Origin of the sequence: Alkalihalobacterium sp. APHAB7 (genome assembly GCF_048323755.1) — a bacterium.
Classification (GTDB): domain Bacteria; phylum Bacillota; class Bacilli; order Bacillales; family Bacillaceae_F; genus Alkalihalobacterium.
In genome coordinates this window covers 158,219-177,925 of record NZ_JBLWFS010000006.1, presented here as the reverse complement: position 1 = coordinate 177,925, position 19,707 = coordinate 158,219, and the positions used below count along the sequence as shown (strand labels likewise).

The window sequence follows — 19,707 nt, the reverse complement described above, 5'->3', positions numbered from 1 at the left end:
CGATAAATGTAATCAGTTTAGTGATAGAGTGAAGTGGGGGGGAGGTTTGATTTGGTAGAGGGGAGTCCGTAGAATTGAAAGAGGTTGTTTGATGAACTCCACCTATAAGGAGAAAGAAAGAAGAATATTTGTATTACAGATTGGCAGTTGGATCACCGTGCTCATCGTAATACCATTCATCATGAAGAAGGTGTTCATACTCTAACTCAAATAGTGCGATTAGAAAGGTAGATACTTGTTCAATAATCTTATTCAAGTTAATAACCTCCTCTAAAATATTCTTATTAATTTGTGCAAGAAATACGAGTTTATACATGAGAAGATGATTTTTGTAATTTACTTTTCAAGAGAAAAGGTAAGTAAAGAAGAGTAAACATGAGAATGACAATTACTTCGAGAGAGAGAATATACCATGGGTACGGTCCGAGCCAGTCAAGAATGCTTGGGTTATCTGGTTTCCTTGCTAAAAACATATAATTAGCACCAGTAAAGTAATTAATCCAAAAAGCAATAAATGCAAGGCTGTTTAGAAAAATGAAAGATCGAACTGCGGATTTCCATGTAACCGTATAGTTTAGTACCCAGATCATATAGAGAATAGCAAGGATTATGGCGATGTGAGCAATAAAAAAATGTAAAAATCGATAGTGCGGGAACGTATAAAATAATTCGGGTGTAATTAATGCTTGTAGGGCACCACCAATACCGAAAAAGTAAAGGACTTCAAAAATACGATAAGAACATGTAATTAGCATGAAGGAACTTAAATAAATGCTAATTGTACAAAGTTGCAGCGGTAAATTGAAACGGATATCCCATAAGCCAATAGCGATACTCCAAATAATAATACTAATTTCGGAAAGGACAAGAACAGCGAGTAACCCCCACCGAACATGAGCCATGTAACTCTTATGCCGATGAACAAACATCCAAACGATAGACAATGCAAATAATAGTAATGAAGCTACGTGGGCAGGAGAAAAAAATACCGTTCCCTTCATATAGGCTGAAGGATCAAAAAAATCCACGATCATGAATCATACCACCTAGTAATATAATATTAATCAGAGGGTACCACGTACCTTTAATAAATTAAAGGGTTAATAATTTAATGAGTTAATGGACAAACGGTGCCAGGTACCTTTAGGAAGGTACCTGGCACCGTTTGTTTTATTGGCTGGATGAGTGTTGTTTGGTTTTCTTCTTTTGGCGTTCTTCTTGTTCTTCGAGTTTTACGTCTTCTAGTGGTGGTTCGTCAATTGGCATAATCATCTGGTCTCGCTCTAACTGCTTGTCCCAATCTTCCTTAAATGCATGAGATTTTTTGTTTCGTTTTTGGAGTTCTAGTTCTTTTTGTTTATTTTTCATCACTTATCCCTCCTTATTCATCTGTACCCGTGAAAAATTTGTAGTAAACATTGGATTTTGTGGTATTATGGTAATCTAAAAGAGGAATTTTATAGAGCTTTATCTAAATTGAATTATACGGATTAACCGTAAAAATAAGATCGACAAGGACAAGGACTTTGAAAGGGGAATACATGCGTTTTAAACAATTATTTACGACTGCTCTGCTACTGAGTGTTTTAGCATTCTTTGTTGCCTGTGAGGAAGATAGCGAGCAGTTAACACGAGAAGAAATTTTACAACACTCAATTGAAGCAATGAAGGAAGTTCAAGCTTATTCTTTTGAAATGGATGCCATTACGAATGAAGCTGATATGGGAACGTTAATCTCCTACTTGAGTGGGACAGCGAAAGTCGAGCCACTCGAAGCTCATATCAAACGGTCATCGAAAATTTCAGGAACGACAATGAGGTCAGAAGTCTATATCACAGGTGGAGAAACGTACTTTTTAATGGACGAGGAAAGTGATTTGTGGATTAATGTATCACCTGAGATCCATGCTCTTGAGCCAGCAAAAGAAATTGAACTTATATTAGAAAATATCGATTTATTTCATTTTACAGAAGATAATAATGGCTACCGCTTTTCCATTTCCACTAAGGAGGATGAAATGCTGACCTTATGGAAGGGACTGTTTCCGTTTTACTATGTGATGGATGACCCGCTCTTCCACACGATGATCCATACGATCCGAACAGAAAACGGTCCTGCTTCATTTACTTATGAAATGATCATCGATAAAGAAACGTTTCACCGCACGTCGGCAATGCTGGAATATACCTTTAGTATGAGCATTCTCGATTTGGATGCTGAAAATGATGAAGTTGAAAATAAGATGGTAGAAACATTATATATTTCTTATGACGCATTAAACGAAACAGATGATGAGGTAACGGTACCTCAAGGGGTTATTGAAAATGCAAAAACGTACGGGGATATTCTTTTAGGGGATCGTGACCCTTTAAAAGAGGAAGCTGGATTTCTTACTGGGGAAAAAGGTAATAGCGACGGAAATCACTTAAATGGATCGTATTTTGCAACCGATGGGGAAGCTGTTTATTACTCCAACTGGATGCAAGAAAGTGGAATTTATAAATGGACAGATGGACAAGAAGAAAAGGAACTTATTTCTGATGTACTAGCTAAAGATTTAAATGTAATGGGAGATTGGCTGTATTATTCAGATGAAAGAGACCGCTTCAACGTTTATCGGATGAAAAAAGACGGAACAGAAGTAGAAAAAGTATCAGATGACTATGCGATAGATTTACGTGTAATGGATGGCTGGATCTTTTATAAAGCAAATAATCCATTAAACAATAAACAATCTCTCTATATGGTTTCTGAGAAAGGTGTTAAGATCCAACTGATCGATGATCTTTTCCGATATAACATTTACGAGGATCAAGTCATTTATCAAACAGAACCAAAAGGTATTCTTTACGTCGTAGGAATTGATGAACTGGGTCAAACACATCCTCCAAGAGTGATTGATTACCCGGTCAGGACGTTCATAGTGGAAGACGATTGGGTTTATTTTGAGAGCGCATTAAATGGTGCCAAGCTTTATCGTGTTCGACTCGACGGGACTAGTACAGAACAACTATCAACCGATGAGAGTCAAGGCTTTAATGTGGCCGGAGATGCCTTATACTTTACAAATGTTACAGAAGATCATAGTTTATATAAAATTGATTTAAATACATTAGAAGCTGAAATGCTCGATGAACGAGGATCACATATTCATATTATTAACGGTCGTCTTTATTACTCTAAGCATATTAGTGCAATACAGCTCGGCTGGTTCCAAATGGATCTCGATGGAACGAATATGGAGCGTGCGCCGTTTTAATCTATTAAGTAGTAGAGTCTGACTAAAAATGGCCTCTACAACTATAAGAAAAAGCGACGAAGGGAAAAGTCCCCTTTGTCGCTTTTTTAGTACACTCAATTAGCGAACTTCCAATGTTCAACGGCTTGTTTAAATGCAGCGTCTAGTGAGTCGATCTGATCGTCAAGTTCCTCACTTTCTGAAAGATCTTTTTTCAAACTTTCATAGCTTTCTAGTAATGTGTTAAAGTCGGGCTTTGTTACGAGAATGCCTAATAAATGATTTAAATAATATTCTGTATAATTTTCCATGGTCTAACCTCCTTGTTTAAAGATATCCCATACGCTGAGCTGTAAACGTAAGCTCCTCACGAAATTTAGGGTGGGAGATGTCAATCAACGCCTGTGTACGTTCTGAAATGGTTTTATTTCTTAAGTGGGCCACACCGTATTCCGTCACGATAAAGTCAACATCGTTTTTAGAGGTTGTCACGACAGATTTATCATGTAGGTAAGGAACAATCTTTGAGATTTGCTCGTCTTTAGTTGTCGAATGTAAACAAATAATTCCACGGCCATCCCTGCATAATGTCACACCTTTTCCGAAATCAGATTGCCCGCCAGATGAAGAATAATAATTTCCTTTCACCACTTCTGAATTACATTGCCCTAAAAAATCGACTTCAACAGTACCGTTAATCGTTACAAACTGTTCCAATTGAGCAATTTGCTTAATACTGTTCGACTCGTTAACTGGAATCATACATAGGGCAGGGTTTTCATGCATGAACTGGTAGAGTCTCTTGCTGCCAAAAGCAAAGGTAGCAGTTGAAATTCCTTTGTAAAAAGGTTTATTTTGATTTGTAATTGCGCCGCTTTCGTATAAATCTACTAAACTGTCAGGGAACATTTCGGTATAAACACCCAAGTTTCTAAAGTCTTTTAAGTGCTCCATCACGGCATTTGGTATGGATCCAAAACCTATTTGGATTGTGTCACCATCTTTAATTAAGTTAGCAATATTCCGTCCGATCGCTTTATCTTTTTCAGAAATGACCGGTTTCCCAGTTTCAGCTAACGGGGAAGTGTGTTCTACAATGGCCTTAACTTGTGATATATGAATTTGATTTTTACCATACGTTCTCGGCATATGATCATTCACTTCAACGATAATTGCTTTCGCATGGTTGACCAAAGTTGCTGTATAATCACAATTTGTACCTAAGGAAAAATAACCTTCGTTATCAATCGGTGACACTTGAGCGATGATGATTGGATTTTTGACTCTTGTTTTTAACATCTTTGGCAAGTTGGAAAAGTGATTAGGTAAAAGATCAATCATCTGTTTAGCATAAGATTCCCGTTCATGTGAATTTAAAAACATGGATACAATCCTAAGTTTATCTTTTGCTACAGGTACAACTTTTCGAAGAGAGAGCATTTGATAAAGTGTATTGTTTTCAAGACCTTCGAAATCTACTAATGCTTCCATTAAAGCTGGCGGTTCCCCGACAGCGATAGGAGCTATGATCTCATCACCTGGTTCAATTAATTGAACGGCTTTGTTTGCACTCATTACTTTTTCTTGATAGGTTGATAGCATTAACATGCAGTATTCGCTCCTTATTGTCATCTTTTATGTACGTAAATAAAAAACACACTCCCATATATTAATGAGAATGTGTATGTTTTAGGTCGAATCCTTTGCTATCACAATCAAAGCTTCCATCCAAAACACCTCCCCATCCTCGTGGGTAAATAACAGTGTTGCTCTTTAATGGCAGGTCTCCTGGCTTCGAATCAACACATGTATACATCCTTCCCATCTTAAATTGACAGTGGACTAATTCGTACGCATGCTCCTCGTTACAGTGGCGGGACCGCATCGGATTTGCACCGACTTCCCTTTTAAACTTGTTCAACAAGTACCATAAAGCACAATATTCTGTTTGTTGGATTTTATTATAACACTACGTTTTTAGAAAATACAATTAGTAATTTTAATGATAGTATGTTAAAAATCTGTAATCCCGTTTTAGATAATATATAAGAATACTCGCTAAATCGTGTATAATTTGGTAAAGAACACGGGGGTTATAGGAGGGGAAACAAGTGATTTATGAACTGAAATCTGAAGAGTTTCCCAAGTGTCAACCATTAGTGATAAAGGGTAAACATATAGAAATTCAAGCAATAATAGCTGGAAATAATCCCGGTCGTATTTTTGTAGATAACCGATTCGATCCTACTAGCGGGTTCGTTTGGTTTGGGAATCTAGACGGTTTTGCTTTTATTGGGAATGTAAATAATGAGACATTTACTAGAGAAGTAGATGCGTTTTTTAATAATGAAATCATTGGTGAAGCGAAGAGACTCGGACTCCAATGGTTTGAAGGCTTTGGTCACGATCCAAGCTGGGATTCTGCTATTGAGAAGATGTTCAACAAAAGAAACCTTGAAGCTTCTAAACAAAGAGTCTATCTAATGTCTAGAGAAACATACCAAGTGGATCGAGAACCACAGATTGAGCAGACCTATCTTGTTGAAAAATTGACGGCTGAACGGTTAGCTTCAGAAGTCTATCAAAAAAGTCCTTTCCTTCAAAATAAGCTTTTACATTTTTGGCGTTCAGAAAGAGAGTTTCTAGAAAAAGGTCTAGGTTATTGTATTGTATATGAAAAGGAAATCGTTAGTGTTTGCTTTTCCGGTTTTGTTGCTAACCAATATCATGGTATAGATATTGAAACCGTTCCACATCATCAAGGAAATAAACTAGCCCGAAAACTTGCTCATAGATTTGTAAAAGACGCCCTCGTTCAAAACCTTGTCCCATATTGGGATTGTATGGAAGTAAATGCACCTTCATTATCAGTGGCAGAAAGTGTTGGTTTCGAGTTACAGTATCAATATACCGTTTATGAATTCCCGTTTACATAGGTGTAATTGAGCTTGCTGCTTTATATACAGAGCACCTTTAAGAAAGGAGGGGAAGTTATGCCTGATTGGTCTTACCATGTCCTCTTTAAGCCGTTACTTTCTAGGCTTTCTCCTTACCATTCGAGAGAGTTTATTCATAGGGGTATGAACCGAATATCGTCAGTTCCAGGTGGACATCATTTAATCAACTTCCTTGGAAGAGAAGAGTCTTCGCCGGTACTTATGAAAGAAGTCGACGGTAATCTACTGAAAAACTCGATCGGTTTGGCTGGAAAAGTGGACCCGATACTATCTGGAACGAAGGCATTTACGAATTTAGGTTTTGGATTCATAGAAATCGGACCGGTAACAAAAGAGCCTGATCTAAAAGGTGAATTTCCAATCATTCATGAAAAAGATAACTATATAGAATTTCCGCAACACTACGAATCTATTGGTCTAGAAAAGACGTTGCTTAAGTTAAAAAACTTGCAGCGAAAACAACCCGTTTTTATTCGAATAGCCGGGAGTGAAGATGACCAGTCTGCGATCATGAAAGCATTAGAAGATAAGGCGGACGCATTTATTCTAGAGTTCAACACTAGTATTCCAAATACATCCCATTCAACGAAAAAACCGATTTACCTAGCAATGAAATCCAATCAACTAAACGGAGAAACGTTCCACTTAATCAAGGAACAGTTCAACGGGATCGTATTAGATGATCAGCTGAACAAAGACGATCGTTATAATTTAACGGAGCATTTAAAAGCAATACGGTATCTAAAAAAACATCATTTTAATAAAACAATCATTACAGTTGGCGGGGTGACTGAGCCTGATGATGCATTAACTCTATTTCATGCAAATGTAGATTTAATCATGCTTTCTGGCGGGTATGTTTTATCCGGACCGGGTCTGACGAAACGCATTAAAGAAGCGCAACTTTCAGAAATGGAAAACATTGAAACTTCGCACCAAGGGTGGCTGTGGTATTTTTTATTCGGATTATTGATTATGATAGGTGGACTTATGACACTATTCATTAGCATGTCTGCAATCATTCTCCCGTATGATGAATATTTTTTACAAATGAATCGGGAAACGATCTATGGGTTTAATGAGCGTATCCTTTATTTTATGGCACATGATCGAATGACACTCGCCGGAACGATGATCTCAGGTGGGATCGTTTATATGGGGCTAGCAAGGTACGGTATACGTTTGGGATTGAAGTGGGCAAAGCAAGCATCGGATGCAGCGGCAATCATTGGTTTCCTAGGTATCTTTCTTTTTATCGGGTATGGCTATTTTGATTGGCTTCATTTAGTGTTTTGGCTCGTTTTATTGCCGTTTTATGTAGCGGGCTTTGTGAAGACAAAACGAATGAACGGTACAGCAAAATCGACAAATCGAACAAATCATAGAATTTGGAAGCAAAGTTTATTTGCTCAGCTTGCCTTGGTTATCCTCGGCTCCTCATTTGTATTAGGTGGTTTCATTATTGCTTATATTGGAATAACAAACGTATTTGTGGCAACTGATCTAACTTACATTTGCATGCCGCCAGAAATGCTTAACGAATTCAATGAGAGGCTTATCCCTGTTATTGCTCATGACCGAGCAGGATTCGGTGGCGCATTGCTTAGTGTTGGATTACTAATTTTAATGATTGCTTTATGGGGATTTCACCAAGGAAACAAATGGGTTTGGTGGATGTTATTGATTGGGGGAATTCCAGCTTTTGCAGCAGGAATTGGCGTTCACTTTGCGATCGGATATACCGATTTTATTCATCTCGTCCCAGCTTATTTTGCACTTGGATTATATGTTGTTGGATTGCTTTTTTCGTATTCATTTTTCCATTTAAAAACTGAAATGCCTAGAGCGTCTCATTTGCAATCTCTATCGCAATAGTAGAAAATAAAACCAGTCTACTACTTGTCAAAGGAGGAAATGATTTGAAACTAGAAGGAAAAAAGATTATTCAACTCGTTAGCGATGACTTTGAAGATTTAGAGTTATGGTATCCGGTTTTACGCTGCCGCGAAGAAGGGGCAACGGTACATATTGTCGGCGAAAAAGCGAATGAAGAGTACATCGGGAAGTATGGTGTACCGATCATAAGTGATATGGCTTTTGATGAAGTAGATGCTGAGAAATATGATGCAATCCTCGTACCAGGGGGCTGGTCTCCTGATAAATTAAGACGTTATGAAGATGTTTTACAAATGGTTCAGATTCTACATGAGCAAAACAAACCCATCGGACAAATTTGTCATGCGGGCTGGGTATTAATATCAGCAAAAATTTTAGATGGGAAGACGGTTACGAGTACACCTGGAATAAAAGATGATATGGAAAATGCAGGGGCTACATGGGTAAATGAGCCAGTCGTGGTTGATGGGAACCTCGTTTCAAGCCGCCGTCCACCGGATTTACCAGATTACATGCGAGAATTTATTAAAGTAACATCTGAAAAATAATATAACGTTAACTTAAGATAGGATGCAGTTCTAGTTGGAGTTACTGGAGCTGCTTTTTATTTGAAAAAGAGGTGCTGACTATGAAAGAAATTCAAGTTTACCATGTCGATGCATTTACGAACGAGCCCTTTGGAGGAAACCCAGCCGGTGTTGTCCCTGATGCAACTCAATTAACAGAAGATGAAATGCAGAAAATCGCTCGTGAGCTTAATTTATCAGAAACTGCATTTTTAATGACGATAGAAGATAAAGATGTGGACTTTCGCGTGCGCTTTTTTACGCCGACTCAAGAAATTGATTTTTGCGGACATGCGACACTTGCCGCGGCTTGGACGATGGCAACAGAGCATGGTTGGTTAGACCGGGCTACTTCTATTCATTTTAAAACAAATATTGGGATTGTACCCATTGATTTTAGTAAAAGAGGTGAGGAACTCCAATCCGTTATCATGACGCAGGCCACACCGCAAATCAAGGATATTGAAGCGGACATCGAGACCATTTCTAAACTGGTGGGGATATCAGCAAGTGAGCTTGATCCAAGCTACCCCATCAAACTTGGATCTACCGGAATTTGGCATTTACTTATTCCTGTCAAAACTCGAAAGGCCATTGATGAAGCCATACCTAACATAGACCTTTTAAAAGACCATAATATGACTCGAGGAATCTGTACGACACATCTATTTACATTCGACAGCGAGGAAGCAGATTGGAAGTTATATACGCGTGATTTTGCGCCTGCTGTTGGAATCGCGGAAGATCCTGTAACAGGGTCGGCCAACGGTGCATTAGCAGGTTACCTGCTGTTAGAAAACATACTAGACAAACATACTGAACATGACTTTTTGATTGGACAAGGGGAAGCTTGTGGTCGTCCTGGTCAACTACATATAAAAACATCATCGAATGAACACGGGCCAGTTATTCAGGTAGGTGGAAGTGCGGTTTGTACAATAAAAGGAACAGTAAGGTTGAGATAGGAGCCCTTTAAATCATGGATACATTTAACGAGGAAGAATTTGTTGAGAAGGATTTCACAACGGTAGAACTTCGTGAAGCTGAATTTGCAAATTGTGTTTTTATTAGGTGTCGATTTCGAGGCTGTCACTTAGAAGAAATCACTACCGTTCGCTGCCAATTTATAGACTGTGATTTTACAGGGGCACACTTAAATGCATCTTCTCATAAAGGTTCGTCTTTTACGAATTGTTTATTTAGTTCCGCGAATTTATTTGTAGCTGTTTTTAGGGAATGTAAAATGACAGGAACTGATTTTGCAGAAGCGAACTTAGACGGTGTGACGATCGATGGCGGGGATTGGTCGTATACTAATTTACGCTATGCCAATTTAGCGAAGCAGAAGTTACGAGGAATGAAGCTAGCTGAAGCTGACCTGACAGAAGCGAATTTAGAAAAGACAGATTTAAGAGATGCTGATTTAACGAGATGCAGACTGAGTAAAGCTAAGTTAAATGGAGCTGATTTGCGAGGTGCCAATTTAGAGGGAGTTGATTTTAAATCCATGGTTGTGAAAGGAGCACGAATGGATATGAGTCAAGCGGTGTCCTTTTTACGATCTTACGGAGCAAAAGTCGAGTAACAAAGGTCTCAAGCAGTATGCTTTACAGTAAAAATGTGAAGTACTAAACTGAATGTAAGGTAAATGAAGGAAAGGCGTGACATACAATGCAATTAAAACCGTTAAAAGGGCAACATCACGTTTCAGCCATTACAGCCGATGCAAAAAGAAACTATAATTTTTATACGAAAACATTAGGAATGCGCCTCGTTAAAAAATCGATTAACCAAGATGATACATCGGTTTATCATTTGTTTTATGCAGATGAAAGAGGGAACCCAGGAACCGACCTTACTTTTTTTGAACTACCCTATGCAGGCAACACTTATCCAGGAACGAATAGTATTAGTACAACGTCACTCCGGGTGCCAACAGATGATTCCTTAGAGTATTGGACGAAGCGTTTTGAGGAATATCAAGTCGATCATGATGCAATCTCAGAACATACAGGAAGAAAAACATTAGCTTTCCGAGATTTTGAGGGACAAAGGCTGATGCTTGTATCTGATGAGAATAATGATGGTGTGTCTGGAGGTGTACCGTGGGAAAAAAGTACAGTTCCAACTGAGCATGCGGTTTACGGATTAGGACCAGTCATGTTAACCGTCGCAAAGGCCGAGACATCAGCACAAGTATTAACACAGTTATTAGGATATCGAGAAGTAAGATCTTATCGTTCGCTTGTAGAAGGACAACCAGATGTAAGAGTATTTGAAACAGGAGAAGGTGGAACGGGGGCAGAGGTTCACCTAGAAGAGCGGTCCGACTTACCTGTGGAAAGACCAGGAAGAGGTAGTGTTCATCATGTCGCTTTTCGTGTTGAAAATGAAGAGGAATTAAGAGGTTGGGTTAGTCACTTAAAACAATTGCGAATTCCTAGTTCTGGCTTCGTAGAAAGATATTATTTTAAGTCGCTTTATTTCCGCGAGGCGAATGGGATTTTATATGAACTAGCTACAGATGGTCCTGGTTTCGAAGAAGATGAACCGTTTGAAACGTTAGGTGAAAGACTAGCTTTACCACCTTATTTTGAAGAGAAACGTGAAGAGATTGAGGCTAAATTAAAGCCTTTAGATACGAAAGAATAAGAGGAGGGTTTTATATGGAACATATTTTTATAGAAGGAACAGACAAACAAGCTCCGACATTATTGCTTCTTCATGGAACTGGAGGAAATGAACGTGATTTATTACCCCTAGCACAAATGATTGCGCCACAGTGTTCGGTGCTAGGCGTGCGGGGGAACGTGTTAGAAAACGGAATGCCGCGCTTTTTTAGACGTTTAAGAGAAGGTGTTTTCGATGAAGAAGATTTGATTTTTCGTACAAAAGAGCTTTATCAGTTTATCGATGACATGGCTGCTCAATACAAGTTGGATCGCAAGCGAGTAATTGCGATTGGTTACTCAAATGGGGCCAATATTGCGGCAAGCTTAATGTATCATTATGCTGATGCATTTGAAGGGGCAATTTTATTTCATGCGATGGTTCCGCTAAGAGGAATTGAGCTACCTAATTTAAGTGAGACCAAGGTATTTATTGGAGCAGGTAAACGGGATCCATTAATCCCAGCCGATGAGACGAAGGAACTGATTGTGGAATTAAAGAAGGTGAATGCTACTGTCGAGGAGTATTGGACTGAAGGTGGTCATGAGCTTTCAAGAGCAGAGGTTGATGCTGCGAGTGCTTGGTATAAAGAGCAATTTTTTAGCTAAAGGGTGGTCGTCTTTATGAAGTTCCAAACGGTAAAAGAAGCTTTAGATACGGCTCTCTATGACTGGAGTTTGATGCAAAAAACATCTGGGGATGAAGGTGCTGAGCACGCTGAGCGCTTTGAACGTCACTTTTACGATTTTATCGATGAATTTGAAACATGGTTCCGGACATTAGATCCTGAACCAACAGAATTAGAAGAAGCGGAAGCACTGCCAGAAGTGATGGAACTTGAACAGCACTTGCCAGGTCCACTTCAGTTAAATTTTACAATTGAACTTGAGCGGATCATCGACGGCTATAAGACTTCACGATTTGATTAATGATAAAGAGTCTAGCCTGGGACAAAACCCAGTAAATCAAAGAGAGAATGCCTAATAGAAAAATTAAACAAAAAGGTTCCGAACACCGTATTTCTGATGTTCGGAACCTTTTTCCATTTGCTTTGGCTAATTATGTCCCTGCCACCTTCGTGTTTTTTATCTCCTGCCGGTCGAGGCCTGGACGTACGTTGCTAACCGGCGCTTCCGCTTTTCATTGTCTAGCTCCAGCGCCCAGCAACTATCGAGACTACCCTCACCTCTGTACGATAAGTCAACATCGATTCACTTGCGTTCGCCGTGTTTCCTTTATCTCCTGCCGGTCGAGGCCTGGACGTACGTTGCTGACCGGACGCCCTCGCTTTTCTGATTACTGGACAGGTATGAGAAGTTGGGAACCTATTTGTAGTGCATACGGTTCGACATCTGGGTTGGCTACAATAATGTCTCGGACAGTTACACCGTCATAAACACTAGCAATCTCACTCAACGTATTTCCTGGCTGGATCGTATGATAAACATGGTTGGCTTCATTGTCTTCAGTTGCTAAAGAAATATCTGACCCGATTTGCAGACTTCTAACGTTTAATCCTTCATTTAGATCAATAATTTGATCGACAGTTACACCATACTGTTGGGCAATACTCCATAAAGTGTCATCAGGTTGAATCGTATAGGTCGTAGCTTCACCGTTTCCTTCACTTGAGTCCTCACTAGAGCGCTCTACGTAAATTTCAGATCCAATAGGTAATGCATATGGATCGACATTCGGGTTTACTTCTAGTAAATGATCCACTGTTACCCCATATTCCTGCGAAACACCCCATAACGTATCGCCTCTTTCAATTTCAGTTACAGTTGCCGCTTTAGGTGATAGATCATTGACTCCAAAGGCTACACCTACTGCTAGAACTGGTGCTAGCACCATTGTTGTTTTCTTTTTCATCATTATCTCCTCCTTATAAGTGACTTAGTTACTATGTACCTTGTATTTCCGACTTTTAAACATGGAATTTATCATAAAAAGAAGAAATTTGTAGAAAGGTAGTCTCATGATCTTGTATGGAGAGTCGTATTATTTTATGGAGGAAAGTAGGTTTCGATGAGTTGGTGAGAGTGCTATGTGCCATAATCTAGAAGAAACTAGGGGATATGAGAAACAGGACAGGTTGCTTCGTGCCACGATTTGGTAGAAATATAGGGAGAGAGGGAACGATAGAAGGTCAGTAATAAAAACACAAAAATTTCGCATTGCGAAATATCAGCCTTGAGATTAAAATAAATAAATGTGATAAAAAAGAAAAAAAGAATAAGAGGAAACAACATGAATCGAAAAATGATCTTATATACGAAAGCTTTATCGGATTTTGGTATGTTTATGGATTTAATCGTGTTAAACGTTATTATTTATACAGCAACTGGAAGTACGGCTTGGCTCGCAGCAACGATGGCCGCCCGGACGATTGGCGGAGTGTTGTCGAGTCTTTTTTCAGGTATTTTAGCGGATCGTTTTAACCGTAGAAAGATTATGATCATTAGTAACTTTTTACGAGCAGGTATTATATTTGCGCTCATTCCTTTTCCTGATCCTACTATGATCATTATTGCATCGTTTTTAATAGGGTTTGTGAATAGTAGTTATATGGTTAGTTTTAGTGCGGAGATACCGCAAATTTTTGGTGAAAAGAACACCCTTCCAACCAATGCATTAGTTGCAAGATTAACGTCATTTGCTCTAGTCGCAGGTTTCTTAGCTGCCGCACTTATTACAGATTTTCTTGGTTATCAATTAACGTTATTTATTGATGCGACCTTATACTTAATTGCGGGACTGGTTCTTTTACGAATTAAATGGGAGTCTCCATCTACTCGAACGTTAGAGGTGGCCAGCGGAGTTAAAGAAAAATTAAAATCGGTTTGGACTGATCTAAAAGAAGTGTATTCTTATTTATTAGTCGCGCCGATGTTAATGTTTGTTAATATTGTGTTTCTTGTTAGTGCATTTGCAGGGAGTTCTCATAATATGGGGATTCCATTGTTAGCTGAAACACTAGACCCATTGAGGCAAAGCTTTTATTACGGTATGATTTGGGCGGTATGGGGGTTAGGTTCTATTTTAGCAACGTTTACACTCCCTAAATTGCCGTGGATCAAAGACCAAAAAATTTATTTTACATGCTTTATATCAGCTATTTTGATGTCTACGGGATTTATTATCTTTTTATCAGGTTTAAATCTATGGGTGATCATGATCTTTGCCTTTTTCACTGGGATTTTTGATGCTTCATTTAATACATTGCATGCAACGATCTTGCAACGAACAGAAAATCATATACGAGGGCGGATCTTTGGAGTTGGAATGTTGTTAAAATCACTCGGTTTTGCAGGTGGTTTCCTTATTGCACCATTCATCCTTTCCAACATGACGATGCCACAAATGGTATGGCTCATGCACGGGACCTTAATAACGGTTACTTTAATTGTCATGGCATTTGCTATTAGCTTTGTTATGCGAGGAAAAAAAGTGCTGGTGCCGAAAAAAGCATCTTAATAAAGTACATCTGTTTTATAAAAAAAAGTTGTGGGCTGTCTCATAAAAGTGTCCTATCATCTTAGGTAACCTGACCAATTGGTGCTACCGCTGAGATGAGTAGAATGCATTTTTGATTGAGGCGGCTCTTTTTTTATTATTTAAATTTTTTTGTGAACCAGATCGCGAGGTTCCTCATCTAACGTATAGAAAGAAAGGAGGGACACAATGAATGAGATAAAAGTCGTCAAAAGAGCTCAACACGGAGATAAAGAAGCATTCGTACAATTAATTGAACAACATCGTAACAGCATGTATCGTATGGCACTAACGATTGTTCATTCAAAAGAGGCCTGCGAGGACGCCCTATCAGAAGCCACCACGAAAGCGTATGAAAAAATAACAACGTTAAGAGAACCGAAATATTTTAAAACATGGTTGATGAGAATTGTTATGAATGAAAGTTATTCTATCGTTCGTGAACGTAAACGTGTCGTCGAGTTAACGGAGTGGAACCGGGAAGCGGTTACTGAAACGATGACTACTGACTTTGAATTAGAAGAAGTCATTCAACAACTTTCAGAAGATTTACGAGTGGTCATCGTTCTATTTTATATTGAACAATGGACGATTAACGAGATAAGTGAGGTATTAAATATAGCTGAAGGAACAGTGAAAAGCAGGTTGCATCGCGCAAGAAAGAAATTACTGCCTTTACTAGAAACGAATGAAAAGAGGTGTTCGACTAATGAATGATTTGGACAAACAACTGTCAGAACGGTTACGACAAAACGTGAAAGAGCCACCGGCTTCAGTCGTTGATCGTATGAATAAAACCCTTAATTCACTGCCAGAAAGGAAAGAAAGAGCGCCAAAGAATTACAAGGTAATGTTCGGTGTCGCTGCTGCTTTCTTTTTAATGGTGATTATTTCAATGCCGATGTTCCAGTCTGTTGTTCCCCAAGGAGTTCAGGAAGATTCGCTGCAGGAAAGTATTTTTCAGTTAGTAGGCAAGGGCGGGCTCGAGCAGCTGAGTAAAGAAGGATTAACGTTCCCTATGAATTTATCAGCAACTAGTAACGACATCACATTAGAAATTACAGAAGCGATGTTCGATGGTACGAGGCTTTATTTCGGCTTTATCGAAACACATCCACAACCTATTGATCTTATAGCTGTTCCTGAAGAAGACCTACTGTTAAAAGAGTCGCGTTTTTTTGTAGGTGATCGTGGCGACTATTATCATATGCTTGGAGGAAAGCCGACGAGGCAGCTTTCCGAAACGAAAGTTGCTGGGGTGTTTGGCTCATCATTTGTGGGTGATGTCAATCAGCTGGAGGATATAAATATTACGGTTTATCGAGGGGGGGAATACGCAGGAGAATGGGAATTTTTGATTGATGAAATACCTGTGATCGAAGGAGTAAGCTCGTTTAGTGTGGACGAAATGTATCTAGTTGACGAACAGTATGAATTTTATATCGAAAAAGTGATCCAAACCCCTGTTACTATTGAAGTGTATTATTCTTTTGACTATCCGTGGGTCTCTCCAATAAAAGAATACGAGTTCTATCAGCTAAAGCTGCTTGATTTAGAAGGAGAGTCTTACGAACCGCTTTATATGGGCGGCGGTGAAAAAAATAAAGTTTTCAGGGTGCTATCAAACGGACAAGATAAAGGAATACGTTTGCAAGTTAATAAGTTTATGAATGTGAATGAAGATAGCAATGCAATGGACAGCAAGGCGTTAAACGAAGAAGTAGCTTTAGATGTAGTCTTAGAATTTGGTGAATAAAAAGTCAGGAAAAAGCACGGATTAACTAAAGTGTACCCTTTGTAAAGAACATTTTAAACTCTCTGAGCTTTTTTATTTTATGCCGATTTGTTTCGTGAAAAGGGTATTAATGACGGTATGGTTAAACGTTAAGTTAATGTTTACATGAATAAAATATACAAATAATTTTCCATTTGTAGAATATAATTTAGTGATATTTTTTATAATATTCAAACAAATATAACCAGGCAATTATTACGATGGCAAAATAGAAACAGGAACATGTGACGTTTACAAAAGAAGAAATTTGAAGACAATGAATATGGGCTCGCTTGGCTGCACTGGATTTGGGTGTTTTCCTGCATTGACTGCAGGGGTAATACTGTTCATCGTCATAATTTTTTAAAGGAAGGTGTACATGTGAGAAGGAGTTCAGTTATTTTTTACTTTGTTTTTTTAATGACATGCTTTTTTTCATTTCAGTTATATCGTTCCATTTCGAATGCGTATACGCCAATTGATGGTCTTGCCAACCTGTTATCTTTATTTATTTTATTCATTCTAGTCATCGCTTCTCTACTGTTCTCAATGAAATTTACGGAATTTTTATCTAGTAAGTAAAAAAATAAAGTTACTTCCCATTAAATAATTCCGATACGCCTATAAATATCTTACATTTTATACTATAGTTAAAATACAAATTCAAGATAATATATTGGAGGATTTCATGGCGTCGGAATTAGCAAACTTTGAAAAAACAGGACAAAATGTCTTTCAACTAATGAGTGAAACTATTCCAGCAAAAACATTTTTTATAGCCAGTACAAAAAATGAACGGTTTATTATATTAAAAGTGTTTAATAAAGAAGGCGGCTGTACGGTACCGTCTACCTTCAATGCACCTTTAAATGAGTCTTATTGTAATATGGTCGTTACTCATCATAAACCGCTGTTAATAGAGGATAGCTCTCAATCAGAACTAGTAAAACATATGCCAGTTACATCCTTATTTACGATTGGTTCTTATTTAGGAGTACCTATCATTCTCGAGAACGGGGAAACGTTTGGAACATTGTGCGCGATGGACCCCGAACCCAATATTTTAAATGAGAGCCATATTTCGAAGCTCGAGACATTTGCTAGTTTAATAGCAAGTACGTTGCAACTTGAAGAATACTTCCAACAATTAAAAAAGTATGAAATACAAATGAAAAGAGAACTTCAACTTTCAAGAAAGATCCAAAGTTCTACGTTAATGAAATGCTTAGAAGATGAGAAGCTTTCAATTGACAGCATTTATGTTCCATCTCATTATCTATCAGGAGACCTTTGTGCATGGTATGAGATTGAAGATGGGGTATATGGATCTATTGTATTGGATGTGATGGGCCACGGGGTATCTTCAGCTTTAATTGGAATGGGAATTATACCGACACTCAAGAAAATTATGATGGATCAGGTGAAGCCCTATCAAGTACTAAGCGAACTCAATCGAATGTTAATTGACCTATTTGAAGGTGATGAGGAATTGTTCACCTTTGTTACCGGTATCTACACATTGATTGATACGAATAAGCAACGAATTGAATATATGAATGCCGGTCACCCGCCAGGTCTTTTAATTGATCAACATGGAATTCATTCATTAGATAGAGGCTCGATGCCGCTTGGGATCTTTAAAGATCTTCCTAATCATTGTGGGGTTATTGAACTGCGAGGAAGTTGGGATTTATTATTATACACAGATGGTTTGACTGACGAATTTCGTGTCGATGGAGAAAAAGGAATTGACACGATTATGAGTTATTACACTCGCTCAAAAGAAAATAACGAGTCGTTTCTACAGTTAATGCGTCAATTTATTTCTGATGGAGAAGAGTATAGTGACGATATTTGTGTAGTTATGATTTCACCAAGACAAGAGGTCGCTGCTAAAATCTAAATAAGGACTAATCTGAAACGAACATAAAAATCAGATGGAGAGAAACCCTCTATCTGATTTTTATGTTCTTGTAGTTTTCTTGTAAACAAAGGAAACATCATGTAACATTGTCATATATAGGAGGCGATAGAATGTTAAGTGAAAAACTGTTAGATGCATTAAACGAACAAATGAATTTTGAGTTTGAATCAGCACATACATACATGGCAATGGCTGCTTGGTGTTCAGCACAAAGTCTTGACGGCTTTGCGAATTTCTTTTTAGTTCAAGCAGAAGAAGAACGTTTTCACGCGATGAAATTTTATAACTACATTAACGACCGCGGAAAGCGCGCAATCATTACAGGATATGAGACACCGAAAAATGATTTTGATACCATTTTAGATGTGTATCAAGCAGGTTATGCTCATGAGCAATTAGTGACAAAAAACATTTATAAGTTATCAGATATAGCAATGGATGAGCGTGAACATGCGACGATACAATTCTTAAAATTCTTCCTAGATGAACAAGTCGAAGAAGAAGCGATGTTTGATAACATTATTGAAAAATTGAAACGAATTCAAAATGATAATAATGCCTTATTCATGTTAGATGATGAATTTTCGAGACGAACGTTTACTCCGGAAGAAAACTAAAAGTCAAAATTAATATAAAAAGCTGTCTTATGAGTGATTAACTGAACCCAATTACATATGTGATCATACTTATTTAAGTGTCATCATTCCCATTGGGTGCTAGTTTTCTGCTGTAAGACAGCTTTTTTATGTCATTACTTGATTGGATGCTTCAGTTTTTTATTAACTAGTGAAATTAACTCTTCAACATCCTTACAATTTTCTAACTCTCTTTTTTGGATTAAAAGTTCAATATCATTGTCAACGCGTAAATAAGCACATGGAAATTCCGCTTTTGGTAACTCTTTGGGAAAATCATCTAAATGATAAAATACAACAGGAAATTGGAGTGACTGAATATACCTCTTCCACTTGTGGTTCATACTAACCGTACCATAGGTAATCGTACATAAGTGGCACGGATAAGTATCAGGAGAAGTCCATTTATGAATCGAATCTAGTATGCCATTCCACAACCCACCCTTTGCATGATAGACAAAAATTAATTCTTTCATCTCTTCCTCCTAATAAAAGATAACTTTCCTTTATTATCAACCTTATCATTTAACACAACTTATTTTAAAGCAAAT

The 19,707-nt window shown here is 38.1% G+C and carries 22 protein-coding genes and 1 riboswitch; of the genes, 15 read left to right on the top strand and 7 right to left on the bottom strand.

Going from position 1 to position 19,707, the window contains the following annotated elements:
* Positions 1–133 precede the first annotated feature (133 nt).
* The 3 genes from ACNSTQ_RS08795 to ACNSTQ_RS08785 form a co-directional block, all read right to left on the bottom strand.
* Positions 134–256, bottom strand: coding sequence for a hypothetical protein (locus ACNSTQ_RS08795; protein ID WP_418199484.1), 123 nt, complete (start codon positions 254–256; stop codon positions 134–136).
* Between the two features lie 52 nt (positions 257–308).
* Positions 309–1,034, bottom strand: a complete 726-nt coding sequence (locus tag ACNSTQ_RS08790; protein ID WP_418199483.1) for a TIGR02206 family membrane protein — start codon at positions 1,032–1,034, stop codon at positions 309–311.
* A gap of 136 nt (positions 1,035–1,170) precedes the next feature.
* Positions 1,171–1,368, bottom strand: coding sequence for a hypothetical protein (locus ACNSTQ_RS08785; protein WP_275120193.1), 198 nt, complete (start codon positions 1,366–1,368; stop codon positions 1,171–1,173).
* 173 nt (positions 1,369–1,541) lie between these two features.
* Here ACNSTQ_RS08785 and ACNSTQ_RS08780 point away from each other — a divergent pair, with 173 nt between their 5' ends.
* Positions 1,542–3,260, top strand: coding sequence for a DUF6612 family protein (locus ACNSTQ_RS08780; RefSeq protein ID WP_418199482.1), 1,719 nt, complete (start codon positions 1,542–1,544; stop codon positions 3,258–3,260).
* 95 nt (positions 3,261–3,355) lie between these two features.
* On the opposite strand, the gene ACNSTQ_RS08775 is transcribed toward ACNSTQ_RS08780, so the two are convergent.
* Positions 3,356–3,550, bottom strand: a complete 195-nt coding sequence (locus tag ACNSTQ_RS08775) for a hypothetical protein (protein WP_418199481.1) — start codon at positions 3,548–3,550, stop codon at positions 3,356–3,358.
* A 16-nt stretch (positions 3,551–3,566) separates the two neighbouring features.
* Complete coding sequence (locus tag ACNSTQ_RS08770) at positions 3,567–4,847, bottom strand: acetyl-CoA hydrolase/transferase family protein (RefSeq protein WP_418199480.1); 1,281 nt, start codon at positions 4,845–4,847, stop codon at positions 3,567–3,569.
* 152 nt (positions 4,848–4,999) lie between these two features.
* A riboswitch (cobalamin riboswitch) is annotated at positions 5,000–5,186 on the bottom strand.
* A gap of 164 nt (positions 5,187–5,350) precedes the next feature.
* On the opposite strand from ACNSTQ_RS08770, the gene ACNSTQ_RS08765 reads away from it, so the two are divergent.
* From ACNSTQ_RS08765 to ACNSTQ_RS08730, 8 genes are all read left to right on the top strand, one after another.
* On the top strand, positions 5,351–6,175 hold the full coding sequence (locus ACNSTQ_RS08765; RefSeq protein WP_418199479.1) for a GNAT family N-acetyltransferase: 825 nt from the start codon (positions 5,351–5,353) through the stop codon (positions 6,173–6,175).
* Between the two features lie 57 nt (positions 6,176–6,232).
* Positions 6,233–8,071 (top strand): dihydroorotate dehydrogenase, encoded by a 1,839-nt coding sequence (locus tag ACNSTQ_RS08760; protein ID WP_418199478.1) that lies wholly within the window; start codon positions 6,233–6,235, stop codon positions 8,069–8,071.
* 44 nt (positions 8,072–8,115) lie between these two features.
* Complete coding sequence (locus ACNSTQ_RS08755; RefSeq protein WP_418199477.1) at positions 8,116–8,640, top strand: type 1 glutamine amidotransferase domain-containing protein; 525 nt, start codon at positions 8,116–8,118, stop codon at positions 8,638–8,640.
* 80 nt (positions 8,641–8,720) lie between these two features.
* On the top strand, positions 8,721–9,623 hold the full coding sequence (locus ACNSTQ_RS08750) for a PhzF family phenazine biosynthesis protein (RefSeq protein ID WP_418199476.1): 903 nt from the start codon (positions 8,721–8,723) through the stop codon (positions 9,621–9,623).
* A 14-nt stretch (positions 9,624–9,637) separates the two neighbouring features.
* Positions 9,638–10,243: a pentapeptide repeat-containing protein gene (locus tag ACNSTQ_RS08745; RefSeq protein ID WP_418199475.1), complete on the top strand. Its 606-nt coding sequence runs from the start codon at positions 9,638–9,640 to the stop codon at positions 10,241–10,243.
* Between the two features lie 86 nt (positions 10,244–10,329).
* Positions 10,330–11,310: a ring-cleaving dioxygenase gene (locus ACNSTQ_RS08740; RefSeq protein ID WP_418199474.1), complete on the top strand. Its 981-nt coding sequence runs from the start codon at positions 10,330–10,332 to the stop codon at positions 11,308–11,310.
* A 14-nt stretch (positions 11,311–11,324) separates the two neighbouring features.
* Positions 11,325–11,936: an alpha/beta hydrolase gene (locus ACNSTQ_RS08735; RefSeq protein WP_418199473.1), complete on the top strand. Its 612-nt coding sequence runs from the start codon at positions 11,325–11,327 to the stop codon at positions 11,934–11,936.
* Positions 11,937–11,951: 15 nt separating this feature from the next.
* Positions 11,952–12,257: a hypothetical protein gene (locus tag ACNSTQ_RS08730; RefSeq protein WP_418199472.1), complete on the top strand. Its 306-nt coding sequence runs from the start codon at positions 11,952–11,954 to the stop codon at positions 12,255–12,257.
* 367 nt (positions 12,258–12,624) lie between these two features.
* Here ACNSTQ_RS08730 and ACNSTQ_RS08725 read toward each other — a convergent pair whose 3' ends face one another.
* Positions 12,625–13,200 (bottom strand): LysM peptidoglycan-binding domain-containing protein, encoded by a 576-nt coding sequence (locus ACNSTQ_RS08725; protein WP_418199471.1) that lies wholly within the window; start codon positions 13,198–13,200, stop codon positions 12,625–12,627.
* A 378-nt stretch (positions 13,201–13,578) separates the two neighbouring features.
* Here ACNSTQ_RS08725 and ACNSTQ_RS08720 point away from each other — a divergent pair, with 378 nt between their 5' ends.
* The 6 genes from ACNSTQ_RS08720 to ACNSTQ_RS08695 all read left to right on the top strand — a co-directional run bounded on the left by ACNSTQ_RS08720 (position 13,579) and on the right by ACNSTQ_RS08695 (position 19,138).
* Positions 13,579–14,805, top strand: a complete 1,227-nt coding sequence (locus tag ACNSTQ_RS08720) for an MFS transporter (RefSeq protein ID WP_418199470.1) — start codon at positions 13,579–13,581, stop codon at positions 14,803–14,805.
* 207 nt (positions 14,806–15,012) lie between these two features.
* Positions 15,013–15,540, top strand: a complete 528-nt coding sequence (locus tag ACNSTQ_RS08715) for an RNA polymerase sigma factor (protein WP_418199469.1) — start codon at positions 15,013–15,015, stop codon at positions 15,538–15,540.
* Positions 15,533–16,579, top strand: coding sequence for a DUF4179 domain-containing protein (locus tag ACNSTQ_RS08710; RefSeq protein WP_418199468.1), 1,047 nt, complete (start codon positions 15,533–15,535; stop codon positions 16,577–16,579). Before ACNSTQ_RS08715 ends, ACNSTQ_RS08710 begins: the two co-directional genes overlap by 8 nt.
* Before the next feature lie 399 nt (positions 16,580–16,978).
* Complete coding sequence (locus tag ACNSTQ_RS08705; protein ID WP_418199467.1) at positions 16,979–17,179, top strand: hypothetical protein; 201 nt, start codon at positions 16,979–16,981, stop codon at positions 17,177–17,179.
* Between the two features lie 106 nt (positions 17,180–17,285).
* A complete protein-coding gene (locus ACNSTQ_RS08700; RefSeq protein ID WP_418199466.1) occupies positions 17,286–18,500 on the top strand; it encodes a GAF domain-containing SpoIIE family protein phosphatase in 1,215 nt (404 codons plus the stop codon).
* 131 nt (positions 18,501–18,631) lie between these two features.
* Positions 18,632–19,138: a ferritin gene (locus ACNSTQ_RS08695; protein ID WP_418199465.1), complete on the top strand. Its 507-nt coding sequence runs from the start codon at positions 18,632–18,634 to the stop codon at positions 19,136–19,138.
* A gap of 134 nt (positions 19,139–19,272) precedes the next feature.
* Here ACNSTQ_RS08695 and ACNSTQ_RS08690 read toward each other — a convergent pair whose 3' ends face one another.
* Positions 19,273–19,632: a hypothetical protein gene (locus ACNSTQ_RS08690; protein ID WP_418199464.1), complete on the bottom strand. Its 360-nt coding sequence runs from the start codon at positions 19,630–19,632 to the stop codon at positions 19,273–19,275.
* Positions 19,633–19,707: the final 75 nt, after the last annotated feature.